At 38.7% G+C, this 16,232-nt stretch carries 19 protein-coding genes; 15 read left to right on the forward strand and 4 right to left on the reverse strand.

From position 1 onward, the window contains the following. Nucleotides 1-369: 369 nt before the first annotated feature. A complete protein-coding gene (locus tag GD441_RS08905) occupies nt 370-798 on the reverse strand; it encodes a cell wall hydrolase (RefSeq protein ID WP_153125851.1) in 429 nt (142 codons plus the stop codon). A 307-nt stretch (nt 799-1,105) separates the two neighbouring features. Between GD441_RS08905 and GD441_RS08910 the strand changes: the two genes are divergently transcribed. The 7 genes from GD441_RS08910 to GD441_RS08940 all read left to right on the forward strand — a co-directional run bounded on the left by GD441_RS08910 (nt 1,106) and on the right by GD441_RS08940 (nt 7,406). Beyond that, nucleotides 1,106-1,537, forward strand: a complete 432-nt coding sequence (locus GD441_RS08910) for an Rrf2 family transcriptional regulator (protein WP_153125853.1) — start codon at nt 1,106-1,108, stop codon at nt 1,535-1,537. Between the two features lie 136 nt (nt 1,538-1,673). Then, nucleotides 1,674-2,540 (forward strand): SDR family oxidoreductase, encoded by an 867-nt coding sequence (locus tag GD441_RS08915; protein WP_153125856.1) that lies wholly within the window; start codon nt 1,674-1,676, stop codon nt 2,538-2,540. Nucleotides 2,541-2,814: 274 nt separating this feature from the next. Continuing rightward, nucleotides 2,815-3,810: an LLM class flavin-dependent oxidoreductase gene (locus tag GD441_RS08920; RefSeq protein WP_153125858.1), complete on the forward strand. Its 996-nt coding sequence runs from the start codon at nt 2,815-2,817 to the stop codon at nt 3,808-3,810. Between the two features lie 129 nt (nt 3,811-3,939). After that, complete coding sequence (locus GD441_RS08925; RefSeq protein ID WP_153125860.1) at nt 3,940-4,803, forward strand: carbon-nitrogen hydrolase family protein; 864 nt, start codon at nt 3,940-3,942, stop codon at nt 4,801-4,803. 64 nt (nt 4,804-4,867) lie between these two features. Then, entirely contained in the window at nt 4,868-5,551 is a 684-nt protein-coding gene (locus GD441_RS08930) for a GNAT family N-acetyltransferase (RefSeq protein ID WP_153125862.1), read from the forward strand. A 5-nt stretch (nt 5,552-5,556) separates the two neighbouring features. Next, nucleotides 5,557-6,228, forward strand: coding sequence for a GNAT family N-acetyltransferase (locus tag GD441_RS08935; RefSeq protein WP_153125864.1), 672 nt, complete (start codon nt 5,557-5,559; stop codon nt 6,226-6,228). A gap of 254 nt (nt 6,229-6,482) precedes the next feature. After that, entirely contained in the window at nt 6,483-7,406 is a 924-nt protein-coding gene (locus GD441_RS08940; RefSeq protein ID WP_153125866.1) for a cation diffusion facilitator family transporter, read from the forward strand. Nucleotides 7,407-7,561: 155 nt separating this feature from the next. On the opposite strand, the gene GD441_RS08945 is transcribed toward GD441_RS08940, so the two are convergent. Further along, nucleotides 7,562-7,888: an ArsR/SmtB family transcription factor gene (locus tag GD441_RS08945; RefSeq protein ID WP_153125868.1), complete on the reverse strand. Its 327-nt coding sequence runs from the start codon at nt 7,886-7,888 to the stop codon at nt 7,562-7,564. Nucleotides 7,889-8,209: 321 nt separating this feature from the next. After that, nucleotides 8,210-8,419, reverse strand: coding sequence for a hypothetical protein (locus GD441_RS08950; RefSeq protein WP_153125870.1), 210 nt, complete (start codon nt 8,417-8,419; stop codon nt 8,210-8,212). A gap of 333 nt (nt 8,420-8,752) precedes the next feature. On the opposite strand from GD441_RS08950, the gene GD441_RS08955 reads away from it, so the two are divergent. Together GD441_RS08955 and GD441_RS08960 are read left to right on the forward strand one after the other, a co-directional pair. Beyond that, nucleotides 8,753-9,025 (forward strand): ubiquitin-like small modifier protein 1, encoded by a 273-nt coding sequence (locus tag GD441_RS08955; protein WP_153125872.1) that lies wholly within the window; start codon nt 8,753-8,755, stop codon nt 9,023-9,025. A gap of 1 nt (nt 9,026) precedes the next feature. Then, nucleotides 9,027-9,299: a MoaD-like domain-containing protein gene (locus GD441_RS08960; RefSeq protein ID WP_153125873.1), complete on the forward strand. Its 273-nt coding sequence runs from the start codon at nt 9,027-9,029 to the stop codon at nt 9,297-9,299. Nucleotides 9,300-9,420: 121 nt separating this feature from the next. On the opposite strand, the gene GD441_RS08965 is transcribed toward GD441_RS08960, so the two are convergent. Next, nucleotides 9,421-11,238, reverse strand: coding sequence for an aldehyde ferredoxin oxidoreductase family protein (locus GD441_RS08965; RefSeq protein WP_153125875.1), 1,818 nt, complete (start codon nt 11,236-11,238; stop codon nt 9,421-9,423). A gap of 128 nt (nt 11,239-11,366) precedes the next feature. Here GD441_RS08965 and GD441_RS08970 point away from each other — a divergent pair, with 128 nt between their 5' ends. The 6 genes from GD441_RS08970 (at nt 11,367) to GD441_RS08995 (ending at nt 16,229) form a co-directional block, all read left to right on the forward strand. Next, the gene (locus GD441_RS08970; protein WP_153125877.1) at nt 11,367-12,395 is read left to right on the forward strand and encodes a ThiF family adenylyltransferase; all 1,029 of its coding nucleotides are present in this window, start codon (nt 11,367-11,369) and stop codon (nt 12,393-12,395) included. Between the two features lie 207 nt (nt 12,396-12,602). After that, a complete protein-coding gene (locus GD441_RS08975; protein WP_153125879.1) occupies nt 12,603-13,229 on the forward strand; it encodes an FMN-dependent NADH-azoreductase in 627 nt (208 codons plus the stop codon). Between the two features lie 96 nt (nt 13,230-13,325). Next, nucleotides 13,326-13,934 carry an NUDIX hydrolase gene (locus GD441_RS08980; protein ID WP_225434181.1) on the forward strand — a complete coding sequence of 203 codons (609 nt, stop codon included), beginning with the start codon at nt 13,326-13,328 and terminating at the stop codon, nt 13,932-13,934. Between the two features lie 166 nt (nt 13,935-14,100). Further along, on the forward strand, nt 14,101-14,253 hold the full coding sequence (locus GD441_RS08985; RefSeq protein WP_153125883.1) for a YycC family protein: 153 nt from the start codon (nt 14,101-14,103) through the stop codon (nt 14,251-14,253). 249 nt (nt 14,254-14,502) lie between these two features. Next, complete coding sequence (gene yhfH, locus GD441_RS08990) at nt 14,503-14,640, forward strand: protein YhfH (RefSeq protein ID WP_153125885.1); 138 nt, start codon at nt 14,503-14,505, stop codon at nt 14,638-14,640. Between the two features lie 269 nt (nt 14,641-14,909). Continuing rightward, complete coding sequence (locus GD441_RS08995; protein WP_153125887.1) at nt 14,910-16,229, forward strand: GntP family permease; 1,320 nt, start codon at nt 14,910-14,912, stop codon at nt 16,227-16,229. Nucleotides 16,230-16,232: the final 3 nt, after the last annotated feature.

A 16,232-nucleotide genomic window follows, 5' to 3' on the forward strand; every position in this document is an offset into this window, starting at 1 on the left:
TTTCCGTTACATCTTACTACATTCTCCAGAAAAATGAGTAGGATATTTATGAACATTTATTGTTTTGTTCTTGTTTTACATATTCGTGCAAAAAAGGGTAAAATCCTTTTATCATCTTTTGATAATATACATGTTATATTTATGTAACTGTGCAGCAGTTCTAAAATGGACGATCGTTTCATGTCCATTCTGTTATGTATAAAAATAAGGCTGTCCATTACCAGGCAGAAATACCGGCATGTTCATTAAATGTAGTGGACCTATTCTAAAAAATATAGTGATTAAAACCAATCTAACTATTTTTTTACACATGTCAATTTGATGAAGGCATTGCGAGCTCGCAATGCCTCCATGTAATGTTTCGCTGTTCTAAAACGTGTTATATATATTTTCACAGGTTTCGGCTGTTGGTTGATAAAAACAGTGAAGCTTGTAACGTCCAGCCAATGGCTGATTATACCACTGTGGAGGACAATCGGCTGGTGGCCTAAAATACCATAAGCTAAATTTTGCTGGCCAATGTCGCTCTCCTCTTACAGATCGACGAGCTAATCGTTTTTCACTTTCTCTGGCTCTTTGATAGAAATAACCTTTTGTAACTGCTTCAAATGCATGTGGTTGAAAAATCATTTGTGGAATAGTGCGAATTCCTCTAAAATCTGAACAATTTGCTCTGATTCGGTTAATTCCTACGTTCCCGACGAGCAGCATTCCTTTTTCTCCTTCTCCTTCAGCTTCAGCCCTAAGTAATCTTGCCAATAGTGCGAGATCTGACTCTGTATGCTTCACTACTGCCATGACTTCACCTCCATAGTGTTTTTATTTATATACTATTTTTTATTCATTCATGAGATGACCATTATATTCTACGAAGTGGATTTATGATACTGGAGGAAAGATCATGTAGGAAATTATTAAAATCATTGAAAAAATAATTCCAACCTAAGTTTTTTAAAAAAGAAAAGTGTTTCTTACAACCTAATGGAATAAATGATTGACTAATACTTGAATAGATACTCATGTAAACCTGAAATAGTGGTAATAGGTAATTCCTTGACTTTTATTTTGGTTGAAACTAAAATGGTTACATCGAGAGGTGAAGCGTATGAAAAAAATTAGCAGCCGATTTTCCATCGCAGTTCATATTTTGTCTCTGATCGCATTAAGTCCATCACCTTGTACATCGGATTTTATTGCTGAAAGTGTACAGACAAACCCAGTTATTATTCGTAGAATCATTGGAAAGCTAAAAAAAGCTGGTTTGGTGCAAGTAAGAGCTGGAGCTGGAGGAGCATACTTGCAGAAAGGGCTGGATGAAATTACACTCCTTGACGTGTATAGAGCTGTGGAAGTGGTTGAGAAGGACGATCTTTTTAATTTTCACGATCATCCTAATCCAAAATGTCCAGTTGGAGCTAATATCGAATCTGTTTTTCGAACAAAAATGCTTCAAGCGCAAGCCGCTTTGGAACATGAACTAGCTCAAGTTACATTACAGCAATTGGTGAATGAACTTAGCGAGAAAAGTGGCTCTTAAAAGAGCTAATTTTTTCATACAAGTTGTAACCAATATGGTTATAATGAACGTTTATTTTTTTGTATACGTTGTAACCAATTTGGTTATATTAAACCTCTTGAAATAAATGGACTAATAAGAAGGGAAGGAAGTTTACATGTCAATTGTTGTTACTGGTGCAACAGGTCATTTAGGAGGTCTTGTTATTCAGCATTTATTAAAAAAAGTACCGGCACATGAGATCATTGCAAGTGTTCGCAATGTGGAGAAAGCTGAAGATCTTGCTAATCTAGGAATCGAAGTTCGTTATGGGGATTACATGGATGTAGAATCGATGAAGAAATCATTTGAAGGAGCGTCAAAGGTGCTCTTTATTTCAAGCCCTGACCTCGATGATACACTGCGTATTCGCCAGCATGCAAATGTAGCACAAGCGGCAAGAGATGCAGGGGTTAAACATATTGCTTATACGGGATTTGCTTTTGCTGAGGAATCTACATTACCACTTGCAAACGTTCATTTAGCTTCAGAGTATGCCATTCGTTCTACAAACATTCCTTATACATTCTTGCGAAACGCTCTATATGCTGAGGTTTTTGTAAACCCGGGGCTTGCTGCATCAGTAGCGAGCGGAGAATTAGTTACGAATGCAGGAACTGGAAAGCTTAATGCAGTGTCTCGAAACGATCTTGCTTTGGCAGCGGCTACTGTTCTAACAGAGGAAGGGCATGAAAACAAAACGTACAACCTTGTGAACCCACAACCATGGAGCTTTGATGAGCTGGCTCAAGTTCTCACTGATGTTTCTGGTAAAAAGGTCGAACACCGTTCTGTTTCATTTGATGAAATGAAGGAATATCTCGTTAACGTTGGACTACCAGTACCAGTCGCTGAGTTTTCTGCTGTGATCTATCATGCGATTTCCGAAGGTGAGACAGCTAGAACTACAGAAGATTTGCAAAATCTAATTGGAACGCCTACTTCACTTAAAGAAGCTGTAAAACAAGCATTACAGGGTTCATAATTTTTCTTAATATTACTTGAGTAAAAACAGGTCACCTTCAATTGACCTGTTTTTGTTTATCATTCTGTTCATTCGCTTTACCGGTTTTATTCTTGAATGTGAATAATTCTTTCTCCAATCATGAAAAATATTACTTATGTAATAAGCAAGTGTTTCAATAACAATCCAAAACAGAATATTTTTCCTTTACATAAAACTGCTATATAATTACAAGCACACATAATAGTTAAAGTGATCGAAGCACAAGATCTGTGTAGAAAGAGGGAATACTGTTATGAAAATAAGTATTTTAGATCAATCCCCTATTTCTTCTGGAAAGACCGCTCAAGACGCATTACAAGAATCGATGAGACTTGCGCAAATTGGAGAGAAATTAGGATACACACGATACTGGATTGCTGAACACCATGATTACCCTGGACTTGCTTGTTCAGCCCCTGAAGTCATGTTAGGATACATTGGAGCAAACACAAAGAAAATTCGCATTGGATCTGGAGCTGTTTTACTTCCACACTATAAACCTTACAAAATTGCGGAAACGTATCATATGCTTGCAACTCTATTTCCGGATCGAATCGATTTAGGAATTGGCAGAGCTCCAGGAGGATCGGCAGAAGCAACGATGGCACTTTCGGATAACTTTTTGGAGCAAGTTCGCAAAATGCCTGAAAAGATTATCGATCTCCTTCATTTTTTACAAAACGATTTCCCTTCTGATCATATGTTTTCGAAAATCTCTGCATCCCCTCTTCCTGCCATCTCCCCTGAACCATGGATTCTTGGAACGAGCGAAAAAAGCGCTATTCTTGCAGCAGAAAATGGAACGGCCTATGCATTTGGGCATTTCATGAGTGATAAAGAAGGATCTGATATTATGAAAACCTATCTCGAAAGATTTAAAGCAAAAGGCAGGCTACAACGTCCTAAATCAATCGTTGCCGTTTCCGTGATCTGTTCAGAAACAACAGAAAGAGCAGAAGAACTAGCCTTAAGTGGTTATTTGTGGCATGTGCAATCTGCAAAGGGAGAAGGTAAAAAAGGGATCCCTTCTATAGAAGAAGCTAAACAGTATTCCTATAGTAGCGATGAAAAAGAAATGATTAAGGCAATGAGAAATAAAATGGTAATTGGTAATCCACGAGAAGTAAAACAACAGCTTCTTGCATTACAAACACTATACCAAGCGGACGAAATTATGATTGTTACGATTACACACAGCTATGAAGATCGGGCTCAATCTTATAAGCTCATAGCACATGAAGTCCTATGAATAAACTTTGCTTTAGTATACTTTTTGTTACTATCTGACACAAAAGTGCGTACTTGTTACTTTTGTATATTTACCTAATAATAACGGTATCGGATTAAATCTCAAATCATTACGAAAGAGGGGAGTATTATGCAAATGAGAGTCTCTGCAGTTCAATATCATCTTCATACCATCCATTCCTTTGAAGAATTTGCAAATCAAGTGGAGCATTATATAAAAACAGCCGAAGAATTTGATGCGGATTTTGTTCTTTTCCCTGAATTTTTTACAACACAACTCATGTCTATTGGTAATGATAAAGGCGAAGCCTTAACGATTGAAGAATTGCCGAATTTTACAGAACAATATCGTTCATTATTTATAAATCTTGCTAAAAAAACAAAGATGCACATCATCGGAGGTACCCATGTAATTCGTAAGGGTGACAAATTATACAATGTTGCTCATTTGTTTTATCCAGATGGAAGGGTCGCGGAACAGGCAAAGCTTCATATCACTCCTACAGAAGTAAAAGAATGGAATATGAGTGCCGGAGAAGGCCTGGAAGTGTTTGAGACAGAAAAAGGAACCATTGCCATGCTAACCTGCTATGACATTGAATTTCCGGAAATTGTTCGAATGGCAAAGGCAAAGGGCGCTGATGTTATTTTCTGTCCATCTTGTACCGATGATCGTCACGGCTTCCATCGAGTTCGTTATACGAGCCATGCTAGAGCGGTAGAAAATCAAGTGTATGTCGTAACAACAGGTACAGTTGGTTCTCTTCCAACAGTTGATTTTATGCGGGCGAATTTCGGGCAAGCAGCGGTGATTACACCGAACGATATTCCGTTCCCTCCGCGCGGCATCTTGGTAGAAGGGGAAATCAATCAAGATATGATTGTTACGGCAGATCTTAACCTCGAACTTCTGTATAAAGTTCGTGAGAGTGGCTCTGTTACAACTTGGCGTGACCGTCGTACAGATCTATATCCAGATTGGGAAACAAAATAATGATGGCTCACTCAAAGGCCACTATGTTATAGAAAAGAGCTTGCAATAATAAGGGGTGAACCTTATGTATCGAAAAGAATTTTTTGTTTTCGACCAAGACAAGCCTGTCCCGGCGGTAATCCGTAATTATGAAGAAAAAGACTTTCCTGGCTTAATTCGTATTCAACAGGAAAGCTTTCCTCCGCCGTTTCCATCTGAATTATGGTGGAATACAGAGCAGCTTAAAAATCATGTGACTCTCTTTCCAGAAGGAGCTTTATGTATCGAAGTAGATGGAGAAATTGCTGGTTCCATGACTGGTTTACTCGTTGACTTCGATCCTAATCATCCGGATCATTCCTGGGAAGAAATCACTGATAATGGCTATATCCGTAACCATAACCCGAACGGTAATACGTTATATGTTGTTGATATTGGTGTGCGTCCGGCCTATCGAAAGCTAGGATTGGGCAAGTGGATGATGTTATCCATGTATGAAGTTGTTGTTCATTTGGGTTTGGAGCGATTGCTTGGAGGAGGACGGATGCCAGGCTATCATAAAAAAGCAAATGAGATGACACCGGAACAATATCTTGATGCTGTGGTAAAAGGTGAACTAAAAGATCCAGTTATCACCTTCCTGCTTCGTTGTGGTCGTACTCCTGTTAAAGTGGTGGCTAACTATTTAGAGGATGAAGAATCACGTAATTATGCTGCCCTTATGGAGTGGAAAAACCCTTTTTACTCATCAATTAAAAAAGGAGAATAGTAAAAATGGAATATCATCGAATTACAAATATACAAGATCCATTGTTTAAACAAATGCATCAATTGATGCAAGACGTATTCCCACCGGAAGAAGTATTAGAGTTTGATCTTTGGAAAGAGCCTTTAGAGGATCCGGGAATTCGAGTTTTTGTTGCCGTTCACAATGGGAAAGTAGTAGGGGCAACGGAGTATCGCTACTATGAAGATTTTAATGTCGCCATGACAGATTTTACAATCATTGGCCAGCCTGGTCTAGGAATCGGTCCATTTTTAGCTCAAAAGAGAGCAGAGGATTTGAATTCATTGGCAGAAGCTAACGGTAAAAAGTTATTTGGCATGTTTGCGGAAATTTATGATCCATATCGTGTAGAGCATTATGAGTTTGGTGGAGTAAAGCCAATGGATCCTTATGTACGCCGTGAAGTATTGGCTCACCTTGGATATAAACGTCTTGATTTCCCTTATGTTCATCCTTCCTGGAACAATGATGGAGAGGCTGTAGAAGGGCTAGACCTTTGCTTCCTTCCAATGGAAGAAGGCGTCAATGAGCTGCAAACAGACCTTATCGTGAAATTCTTAAAACGCTATTATTCTGTTTTATCAAACAAACCACAGGCTTGGTATACCATGATTGAAAACCTAGAAGCGAAAGAAAAAGTAGCATTGTTACCAATTTAATGATGAAAGAATGAAGCTGACCTAAAACAAAGTGTGGCACCCATTGTTATTTAATATTGAAAACAGGAGAACTGTTTCTTATTTAAAGTAACTGTTAGCGGGAGTCAGGCACTTATAGGTCAGCTTCTTTTTTGTTTTCATTGGATTTCTTTGTTAAACTCAGCTTAAGAAAATATTGCACAATATAGCTATGTATCGCATAATATGTATATATGCATATCTGTTCATATATTCAATTATAGAGGTGTAATAAAATGGGACATCATCATGGACATTCTCATGGACATGGACATTCACACTCGCATACCAATAACAAGAAAGCCTTGCTATGGTCCTTTATCTTAATCGCATCATTTATGGTTGTAGAAGTAATTGGGGGATTATTAACGAATAGTTTAGCTTTGTTGTCAGATGCAGGGCATATGCTAAGTGATGCTGCAGCCTTAGGTTTAAGCTTTTTCGCGATTAAATTAGGAGAGAGAAAGGCTTCATCCACCAAAACGTTCGGATATAAACGGTTTGAAATTATTGCTGCGGCACTAAACGGGTTAACCTTGATTTTGATTTCTTTCTACATTTTTTTTGAAGCCTATCACAGATTTCTCAATCCTCCAGAAGTTCAAAGTGTAGGGATGCTTTCAATCTCTGTTACGGGGTTGTTGGTGAACATCGTAGCTGCTTGGATTTTGATGAGCGGGGATAAAGATGATAATTTAAATGTTAAAAGTGCATTCCTGCACGTGATTGGGGATATGCTCGGTTCAGTGGGGGCCATTATAGCGGCTTTGATGATTATGTTCTTTGGATGGGGGCTTGCAGATCCAATTGCAAGTATCATTGTGGCTATTCTTATCATGATTAGTGGGTGGAGAGTAATAAGAGAAACTTTCCACGTGTTGATGGAAGGTACCCCTAGACATTTAGATTTAGACATAATCAGAAAATCTCTCCAAAGCATCCCTCATGTAAGAGATGTTCATGATGTCCATACTTGGTCATTGACTTCTGAGCTTCCTATGTTTAGCTGCCATATTAGTATGGAAGCTGAGGGGAATCATGATCAAATTTTGCATCAAGCTCAAACGATTTTACATGATGAGTTCCATATAGAACACAGCACCATTCAAGTTGAACATATTGAAAAAGGCTGTCCTAGTAAGCATGGGACTTGTAATTAATATGATAGTCAATTCGTAGTTAAGAGCTAGATCATCGTATAAAGCTGAGTCGAAAGGTTGTTGACTAACAACACTTTTGGCTCAGCTTTTGCTTTTATTAGAGCGGACTAGCCAGGAATCTCGTGACTTTAGCCATGAGAGGTTCAAATTTAAGATTAATGGTGATTGGCATGCTCAATCATTTTCTTTAGGATGTCCATAACATGATTATCATCATATGAGTAGAATAGAGTGGTACCTTCTCTTCTAAATTTTACAAGCCGGAAATTTTTTAAAAACCTTAATTGGTGAGAGACTGTAGATTGATGTAATGCTAACTTTTCAGCGATTTCGTTTACAGAGTGTTCTCCTGAAAACAATAAATGCAAAATTTTAATTCTTGTTGGATCCGCCAGAGCTTTAAAGGTTTGTGAAACGATGAATAGCGTCTCTTCATCGAGAGTATTTCTTTGATTAGAAGCGTCTTTGTTTTCTTTTTCCAATTACTTTCCCCTCCTTTTTATACAGATTTCAAGTTCACACTATGTAATTATTTTAACAGGAATACATGAAAATAGAAAAAAGCAGCTTTCGAAGCTGCTTTTAGACAAGGTCTATTTTTTGCATATTCAGAAGGATTAGATACGCTTATCATTCGGATAGAACTGTGATTTGGAATAGGAAATCGGTTGTCATTCCGATATATCGGTCGTCAGCGGTAAAATATCGGTCGTCAATCCGATATATCGGTCGTCAGCGGTAATATATCGGTCGTCAGCGGTAGGAAATGAGCCGTCATCTCGATATATCGATCATTGTACCCCTCATTGAGATGGACTCCCATCCTCTGGTTTGACTGAATCCTCTGCGATGACGCGGAGCTCTTGGTAAAAGAAATCGTGGTTGCAGCCTTCATGTTCCGAAGTGCTTTCTTTATTTACAATTTCTTGTAATTCTCCGGTATCACCTTTGGCATTGATGATTTCTACAAGCTGTATAAGTTCCTCAGCAGAACGGTCTTCTTTTTTCTTCAAGAAACATCCCTCCTAAATTTTATCGTGTCCGTATTTCACATGGATTAGCCAGAAGTTTTTCCTCATTCTGTACAAATAGGTTGAATTATTGTTGAAACGGGTTGAATTATTGTTGGGACGGGTTGAATTATTTAGAGAACCGGTTGAATTGTTAAAAAAACCGGTTGAAATATCTCAAAAACCAGTTGAATATTATGAATAAAACCGGGAGTAAGTCTCTCCATCTTCCTTTTTAAAAAAACATAAAAGAAAGATTCTATTAAAATGAAAGTGCTTTCGTGACATAGTAGACATAAAGATTTAATATAGAAATAAGAAGAAGGGGGTCGCGCTATGCAAGTAAAAGTATTCGCCAACCTCAGGCAAATATGCGGTGGAGTAACAGTTGAAGTGAAGCCCGATGGGAATATGGTCATTGATGTGCTGAACAAAATGATTGAGATGTATCCAGATTTAAAGGAAGAAATCTTTACCGAGGAAAAAGAGTTGAAGCCTTTCGTTCATGTGTATGTAAACGGTAAAAATATTATCCATGATAAAGGGTTACAAACAAAGGTAAAAGATACCGACCAGTTCGCGCTTTTTCCACCTGTGGCAGGTGGTTAATATGACGAGCAAGCAATTGGAGTTTCGGGGTATTCCTATTAACCATCTTGCCATGTACTTGGAAGAGCTAGGTGGAGAGAGGATAACAGACAACATGCCGTTTCTTTATAAAGGAGATGGATGGACCGCAAACATTATAACAGAGCAAGAAATTGCTTTTACTTCCGTTTTCAAGGTAAATGCCGTCCAAATTTTATTTACGGCAAACGATGAAGAAACATTAAAACAGCTTATAAAAAACTATCGTTATAAAACTACAAGAATCGGTGGATAAAGATCTTCAAAATGATAGAAACAAGGTAAGGGGGAAGCCTTGTAAAAGAGAAAAGCTGAGTCAAAAGTATTAACCACCATTTGACTCAGCATTTATTTTGTAGCAACTACATGATCAACATTTAGACTAATTGCTTAATTCCTAGCTCTTGCAATTTTTCCTCAGGAACGACGCCGTCTTTCCAGCCGCGTACCTGGTAATATTCATCTAGCATGATATCCATTCTACTGACAGAGCCGGAACTGTTTCCTGTAGCAGGTTCTTCTGTAAAGCGTTTTGGTAAATAATCATCTTCACGCTTGTTAAAGCCTGCAAGATTATTGTAGTAGCGCTCTAGGTTGTAGATTCTTTCTCCAGCCTTCATAACATCGTCAGCCGTCATTGGAATACCTGTCATTGTGCTGTATTGCTCTGCATAATGTTCGGCGTTTTCAGAGAAGGAAGAGAATTTGCATATGTTCATAGAGTCAGAGAAGGCAAGTAAGTCTTGGAATATTTTAAGCAGCTCTCCTTTTCCTTTAGGCTCTAAGCGGTCAGTTGGTTCAGGAATACCGGCAATTTCACTAGCTACAGTATATCCACGCAAATGGCAAGCTCCACGGTTGCTTGTCGCATACCCAAGGCCAATTCCTTGGATGCCACGAGGATCATATGCAGGGATGGATTGTCCTTTTACAGACATGGATAATTCAGGTGCACCCCATAATGCGGTGGCTCTAGCTGGACCTTCAGCAAGAACATCTCCAAATCCTTCACGATAAGCGATTTTGCGTGTCATTTCGATCATACGGTCTGCATCGCCCCAATCAAGTCTTTCTAAAATGAGGCCCTTTTCGTACGCTTCCATAGCAGAAGAGAAAGCGTTTCCAAGTTCAATCGTGTCTATTCCATATTCGTTACAGCGGTCAATTAAATAGGCAATTGCTTCACTGTTACTTAGTCCGCTGTTTGCACCGAGCGCCCATGCAGATTCGAATTCGAAGCTTTCCACTCTCGTTTTATATTTTCCCTCTTTTACTTCAACTTCGATTTTGCAAGCGACTGGACAAGCGTGACATGTATTGTTTGCAACGAGCAAGTGCTCGTTTACATACTCTCCGCTATGCTTTTCTGCTTCATCCCAATGGGTAAATTGAGAGTTTTTCGTAGGAAGTGCCCCGACTTCATTAATTAAGTTCGTTAAAACATTGGTACCATATACGGATAATCCACCTTTACGCGGAGCGGTGAGACCGCCTTCCAAAATCGCTTTTACTGCTTTTTTATTGGCAGCGGTGTATTCATCCTTTTGCTTCGGCTCAGGCATGTTTCCTTTTTGCTCAGCCTTAATCACAATGGCTTTTAGGTTTTTATAGCCTGCAACTGCTCCTGTCCCGCCTCTACCAGCAGCTCGGTCATGCTCGTTTATGAAGCATGCATACCGGACCAAGTTTTCTCCGGCTTGCCCGATTGCCATAACGCTCAAATTTTCTTCACCGTATTGATCTTTCATTGCCTGAACAGTGGCGCGCGTACTTAATCCCCATAGGTGGGAAGCATCACGAAGCTCCGCTGTACCATTTTCGATAAATAAATAAACGGGCTTGTCACTTTTACCTTTAAATAAAATATTATCAAAACCAGCCCATTTTAATCTTGCTGCTGTCCATCCGCCCATATGAGAGTCTGTCACCGTTCCTGTTAGAGGAGATTTTGTTACAACAGCAAGACGTCCGCTCATAGAAGAACGAGAACCCGTCACCGGTCCTGTCATGATGCAAAGCAAGTTCTCTTCCGAAAATGGCTCTACTTCAGGACCATTATCCAACATGTACTTTACGCCCAGGCCGCGTCCGCCAATATATTTTTTGGCGTCGTCTTCATTAATATTCCGATAGCTTACTGATCCACTGGACAAATCTACTACTGCTTCCTTGTTCTTAAAACCGCCAAGATTCATTTCATTTCCCCCTCTATTGGTAAAATTTGAGTTAAAAGACTCTAATTTTATTATATTTTAAATTTTAAAAAAATTACAAACTTTATTATAATAAATTGTAATACTTTTATTGATATGGGGAGATCGAAATGGTAGATATAAACCGATACTCAAGACAAATTTTATTTCAGCCCATTGGAGAAGAAGGTCAAAAAAAGATCATCGGTAGTTCTGTCGTAATAGTAGGAATGGGAGCATTAGGAACTGTAATATCTAATCATCTTGTCCGTGCTGGTATTGGAAGTTTAAGAATGATCGACCGAGATTTGGTTGAGCTTTCGAACCTGCAGCGCCAAACCCTTTACTATGAAGAAGATGCAATTCAAAATCTCCCCAAAGCCATAGCCGCAAAAAAAAGGCTTCAATCGATCAATTCCTCAGTAAAAATTGATGCAATTATATCGGATGTGAACGTGTCCAATGCAGAAGAATTATTAACCGGTTTCGATGTAATTGTAGACGGAACGGACAATTTTATGACTCGCTACTTAATCAATGATGTATCCGTTAAACATGGCATACCTTGGGTTTATGGAGGAGCGGTAAGCTCAAGAGGAATGTTCGCTGTTTTTATTCCTGGAAAGACACCATGTTACCGTTGTTTGTTTCCACATATCCCTACAGGTCTGGGTGAAACATGTGACACGATTGGTGTCCTTTCGCCAATTACTGATATTATTGGATCTTTTCAAGCTGTCGAAGTTTTGAAGCTATTGGTAGGTGCAGAAAGGAATCCTTATCTTGAACAGTTTGACATATGGTATCATTCAAATTTCCAGATGGATATTAGCGGCGGTTCGAATCCTGAATGTCCAACATGTGTGAAGAAAAATTTTGAATTTCTTGACCGAACCTCACAGCAGCAGATTCAATTTGCCATTTTATGTGGAAGAGATACGGTTCAGGTTTTACCTAGAAAAAGGAGGACATTCGATTTTGAAATGATGGCCCAAAGGCTAAAAAAGGTAGGGAAGGTAGAGTTTAACTCTTTCTTGCTTCGATTTTTTCCGGACGAAAAAGTAACGTTGGTACTGTTCAAGGATGGGCGGATGTTGGTTCACGGAACGAATGATATCATTGATGCGAAAAACTATTATGCAAAGTTTGTTGGGGAGTAAGAATAGAAACGCTAAGTGGAGAGAAAAAATTACTCCGGCTGGCGTTTTTTATTATTTATGGAAATATCTTTAATTAAAAATATTTTAATTAAGAATTATTGACAGGCGAAATATTCAATACTATAATAATCTTGGATTTGAGATATTTAAATAAAAAATATCTCGATTAAGAATTTATATCTACAACTAAGAAAAGGAGATCACAGCATGACAAAAGTTTTATATGTAAAAGCAAATCCAAAGAGAGATGATCAATCTTTTTCTACTCGTTTAGCAAATGCATTTCTGGATGCTTTCCAAACAGAAAATCCAGATGCAAAAGTAGAAACGCTCGATCTATACAATACGTACCTGCCTCTAATTGATGCGGATGTATTGAACGGCTGGGCTAAAGCTGCAGCAAACCAAGAGCTTACAGAGACAGAGGCTAAGAAAATCACAAGACTAGGAGAGCTTGTTGATCAGTTTTTAGAAGCGGACAAAGTGGTATTTTCTACTCCATTTTGGAACTTTGGATTCCCGCCGCTTATGAAAGCATACATTGATGCAATTGCGGTTGCAGGTAAAACATTTAAATATACTGAAAACGGTCCTATCGGTTTAGCAGGAGATAAAAAAGTTGCACTCATCGAAGCACGTGGAGGCGTGTATTCAGATGGACCTGCCGCTGCCATGGAGCACACTCAAAGCTATTTGAGAACAGTCATGAGCTTCTTAGGTATTCAAGATTTCACGCTTGTAGTAGCAGAAGGAATGGCTGCTGCACCGGCTGAAGCAGAAGCCATTTTTGCAGAAGCTATAACGAAAGCAAAAGAAGCTGCAAAAACATTTTAATTAATACTTTTGTTCAAGAAGGAATAAGTCTTTTAGAAGAGACTTGTCCTTCTTTTTTATATAATAGGAATAAGTGAATCTAGCGGAGGTGAGGAAGTGGAAAAAATATTGGAAGCACTTAGAAATCATAAGCCTGGTATTTTAGGAGGAAATCATTTTCTTAAATATGCTGTTCTTGTACCTTTAATTGAAATAGAAGGAGAAACGCATGTTTTATTTGAAGTTAGGGCTCATAATTTGAGAAGACAGCCGGGAGAAATCTGCTTCCCAGGGGGAAAAATAGATGTAGAGGATGAAAATGAGAAATGTGCTGCCATTCGGGAAACATCGGAGGAGCTTGGTCTATCAGAAGATCATATAAAAAATGTTTATCCACTTGATTATTTGGTGACTCCATATGGAACAATCATTTATCCGTTTGCTGGAACAATATCAGATATGAATGACATCTCAGTGAATCCGGATGAAGTAGAGGAAATCTTTACAGTACCCATCTCACATTTCCAAAAAGTTCAACCTAAGTGCTATAAAGTCGATTTTCAAGCAAAACCTGAGAAAGGCTTTCCGTTTCATTTGATTGTGGGTGGCGAAAATTATAACTGGCGTACCAGACAGGTATATGAACTTTTTTACTGTTATGAGGATAAAGTGATATGGGGATTAACGGCAAAAATACTCCATCATTTTATGGAACTTATACGATAATCAACAGTGACTGCTCCTAAATAGAGTGGTCTTTTTTCTTTTAATGCACTCCCCTTGTTTATTCTGGTCGAGCTTTATTTAGAGCCAGCCTGCCGGAGTCTGGGGTATACTAATTATGTCTAGCCGGAATCGGATGTACTATTATGATCCAAGGAGGGAATGTAACATGAGACCACTTCAAATTTCAGCAGAAACAGCTCAAAAGCTGTCTAAAGAATTACATTTGCCAATTGAACAAATTATGCATATGCCCCAGCATATTCTACTAGCAAAATTAGCTGAACTACAGAAAAAAAAACAGGAAAAAGGATCAGACTGATAACGCTTAGATTCCTAATACGTTTTAAGGGGTGTCTAATAAGTCGAATTTTCGGCTTTTGGATGCCCTTTTTTATGTTCAAGAATATTGATCTTTCAAATGTTTTCTTCTCGATAACGAAACTGCTTACTTTTCGGACAACTTTTTTTGTAAAAAAATTTCAAAAAATAGTTCACTTTTGGAATGTAACGGTATATACTGTATTATAACATAAAACATATAGGTTGATGTGTAATATAAAAGGAGGAAATGGAAATGAAAAGATCGGTTGAGTTTTTTAAAAGTATTCCACCAAAAAAATGCAGTGAGTGTGGAGCTCATATTTATGAGCAGGCGGAATCATACTTAATGGAATGCGATCGGTGCTTAACTAAAAAAGAAGAATAGTATGTAAAGAGTCTGACGACGCTAACTACTGTCAGGCTCTTTTTTTACATAAATCAAGACAATTGTACAGAAAAAAGAGGTTCCCCAAAGCATTTCTATGGGGAACCTCTTTCTTTTGTAAAAATCTATGTATGATTTTGCACCTTGTACATATTTATTTTATTAACAATATTTTCACATTGTCATTGAAGGGAGGTGATAGAAGAATCAAGCTCTTTTCAAAAACAGTTACACTATGGATCGTTTCCTATTAATAAAGGAGGATGCCTATGTTAAGTATGATTGGACTTATTGGTGGTTTGTTTTTATTAATCTTTTTGACGATGCGCGGCATGAACTTATTAATTGTCGGTCCTTTATCCGCTTTATTTGTAGCAGTCTTCAGCGGCCTACCACTTTTTCCTCAGCTTGTGGGGGAAGGTGAAGCGAATTTAGTAGGTAGTTATATGACAGGATTTTCAGGGTTCGTGACATCTTGGTACTTAATGTTCTTACTTGGAGCTATTTTTGGAAAAGTAATGGAGGATAGTGGAGCAGCGGACAGTGTGTCACAGTTTATTGTTTCTAAGTTTGGAATGAAATACGCTGTTCTAGCTGTTGTAGCTGCTTGTGCCATTCTCACATATGGTGGAGTAAGTCTATTTGTAGTGGCATTTTCTGTGTATCCAATGGCCCTTAGCCTTTTTAAGCAAGCGAATTTGCCAAGACGATTTATACCGGCTACCTTGGCTTTTGGTTCTGTCACCTTTACGATGACTTCGGCAGGATCTCCTGAAATTCAGAACTGGATTCCGATTCAATATTTAAATACCTCTCCTTATGCAGGTTGGGAAGTTAGCTTAATTGTTGCCCTTTTTATGGCGATTTTCGGTTACTGGTGGCTAAAACGGATGATTTCAAAGGCTGTCAGCAAGGGTGAAACGTTCGCTAGCAGAGAAAATGATCCATCTTCAAAGGATCGTGTGCTTCCTAGTCCGCTTTTAGGAGCGATTCCTCTCATCGTTGTACTGGTAATATCCTATATTTTCCATGATTCATTAAAGCAATCCGCATTGATAGTCGCTTTGCTAGGTGGTGTGATTACAGCGTATGTGCTAAATAGAAAGTATTTTGAAAATTTCTGGGAAGCTCTTTCAGAAGGTACAATCGGCGCTTTAATTGCAATTGGTAACACTGCTGCAGTCGTTGGTTTTGGCGGAGTAGCCAAAGCTGTACCTGCATTTACGCAAGCTGTAGAATTCATGACAAGCATTCCTGGAAGTCCTCTAATTGGCGGTGCCATTGCGGTCAGTGTGATTGCAGGGATGACAGGCTCTGCCTCGGGAGGTCAGGCGATTGCTTTACCTATTTTAGCACCTCACTATCTCGATATGGGAGTCAATACAGAAGCACTACACCGTGTCGTTTCCATTTCATCCGGAGCATTAGATTCCTTGCCGCATAATGGCTATGTCGTGACGACCATTCGGGCGGTTTGCGGAGAGTCTCACCAGGATGCCTATAATGCGGTTGGCGCATTAACGGTCATTGTTCCAGCACTAGGTGTGATTTTAGCGATTGTTCTCTTCTCATTAGGACTTGGTATTTAAGAA

The sequence above is a fragment of the Peribacillus tepidiphilus genome, assembly GCF_009466385.1.
Classification (GTDB): domain Bacteria; phylum Bacillota; class Bacilli; order Bacillales; family DSM-1321; genus Bacillus_BN; species Bacillus_BN tepidiphilus.

Coding starts and splice junctions, on each gene's coding strand:
- GD441_RS08940 (WP_153125866.1), top strand. CDS start 6,483: ATGGGACATCATCATGGACATTCTCATGGACATGGACATTCACACTCG.
- GD441_RS08905 (WP_153125851.1), bottom strand. CDS start 798: ATGGCAGTAGTGAAGCATACAGAGTCAGATCTCGCACTATTGGCAAGA.
- GD441_RS08920 (WP_153125858.1), top strand. CDS start 2,815: ATGAAAATAAGTATTTTAGATCAATCCCCTATTTCTTCTGGAAAGACC.
- GD441_RS08960 (WP_153125873.1), top strand. CDS start 9,027: ATGACGAGCAAGCAATTGGAGTTTCGGGGTATTCCTATTAACCATCTT.
- GD441_RS08970 (WP_153125877.1), top strand. CDS start 11,367: ATGGTAGATATAAACCGATACTCAAGACAAATTTTATTTCAGCCCATT.
- GD441_RS08930 (WP_153125862.1), top strand. CDS start 4,868: ATGTATCGAAAAGAATTTTTTGTTTTCGACCAAGACAAGCCTGTCCCG.
- GD441_RS08975 (WP_153125879.1), top strand. CDS start 12,603: ATGACAAAAGTTTTATATGTAAAAGCAAATCCAAAGAGAGATGATCAA.
- GD441_RS08985 (WP_153125883.1), top strand. CDS start 14,101: ATGAGACCACTTCAAATTTCAGCAGAAACAGCTCAAAAGCTGTCTAAA.
- GD441_RS08935 (WP_153125864.1), top strand. CDS start 5,557: ATGGAATATCATCGAATTACAAATATACAAGATCCATTGTTTAAACAA.
- yhfH (WP_153125885.1), top strand. CDS start 14,503: ATGGAAATGAAAAGATCGGTTGAGTTTTTTAAAAGTATTCCACCAAAA.
- GD441_RS08995 (WP_153125887.1), top strand. CDS start 14,910: ATGTTAAGTATGATTGGACTTATTGGTGGTTTGTTTTTATTAATCTTT.
- GD441_RS08965 (WP_153125875.1), bottom strand. CDS start 11,238: ATGAATCTTGGCGGTTTTAAGAACAAGGAAGCAGTAGTAGATTTGTCC.
- GD441_RS08910 (WP_153125853.1), top strand. CDS start 1,106: ATGAAAAAAATTAGCAGCCGATTTTCCATCGCAGTTCATATTTTGTCT.
- GD441_RS08955 (WP_153125872.1), top strand. CDS start 8,753: ATGCAAGTAAAAGTATTCGCCAACCTCAGGCAAATATGCGGTGGAGTA.
- GD441_RS08925 (WP_153125860.1), top strand. CDS start 3,940: ATGCAAATGAGAGTCTCTGCAGTTCAATATCATCTTCATACCATCCAT.
- GD441_RS08915 (WP_153125856.1), top strand. CDS start 1,674: ATGTCAATTGTTGTTACTGGTGCAACAGGTCATTTAGGAGGTCTTGTT.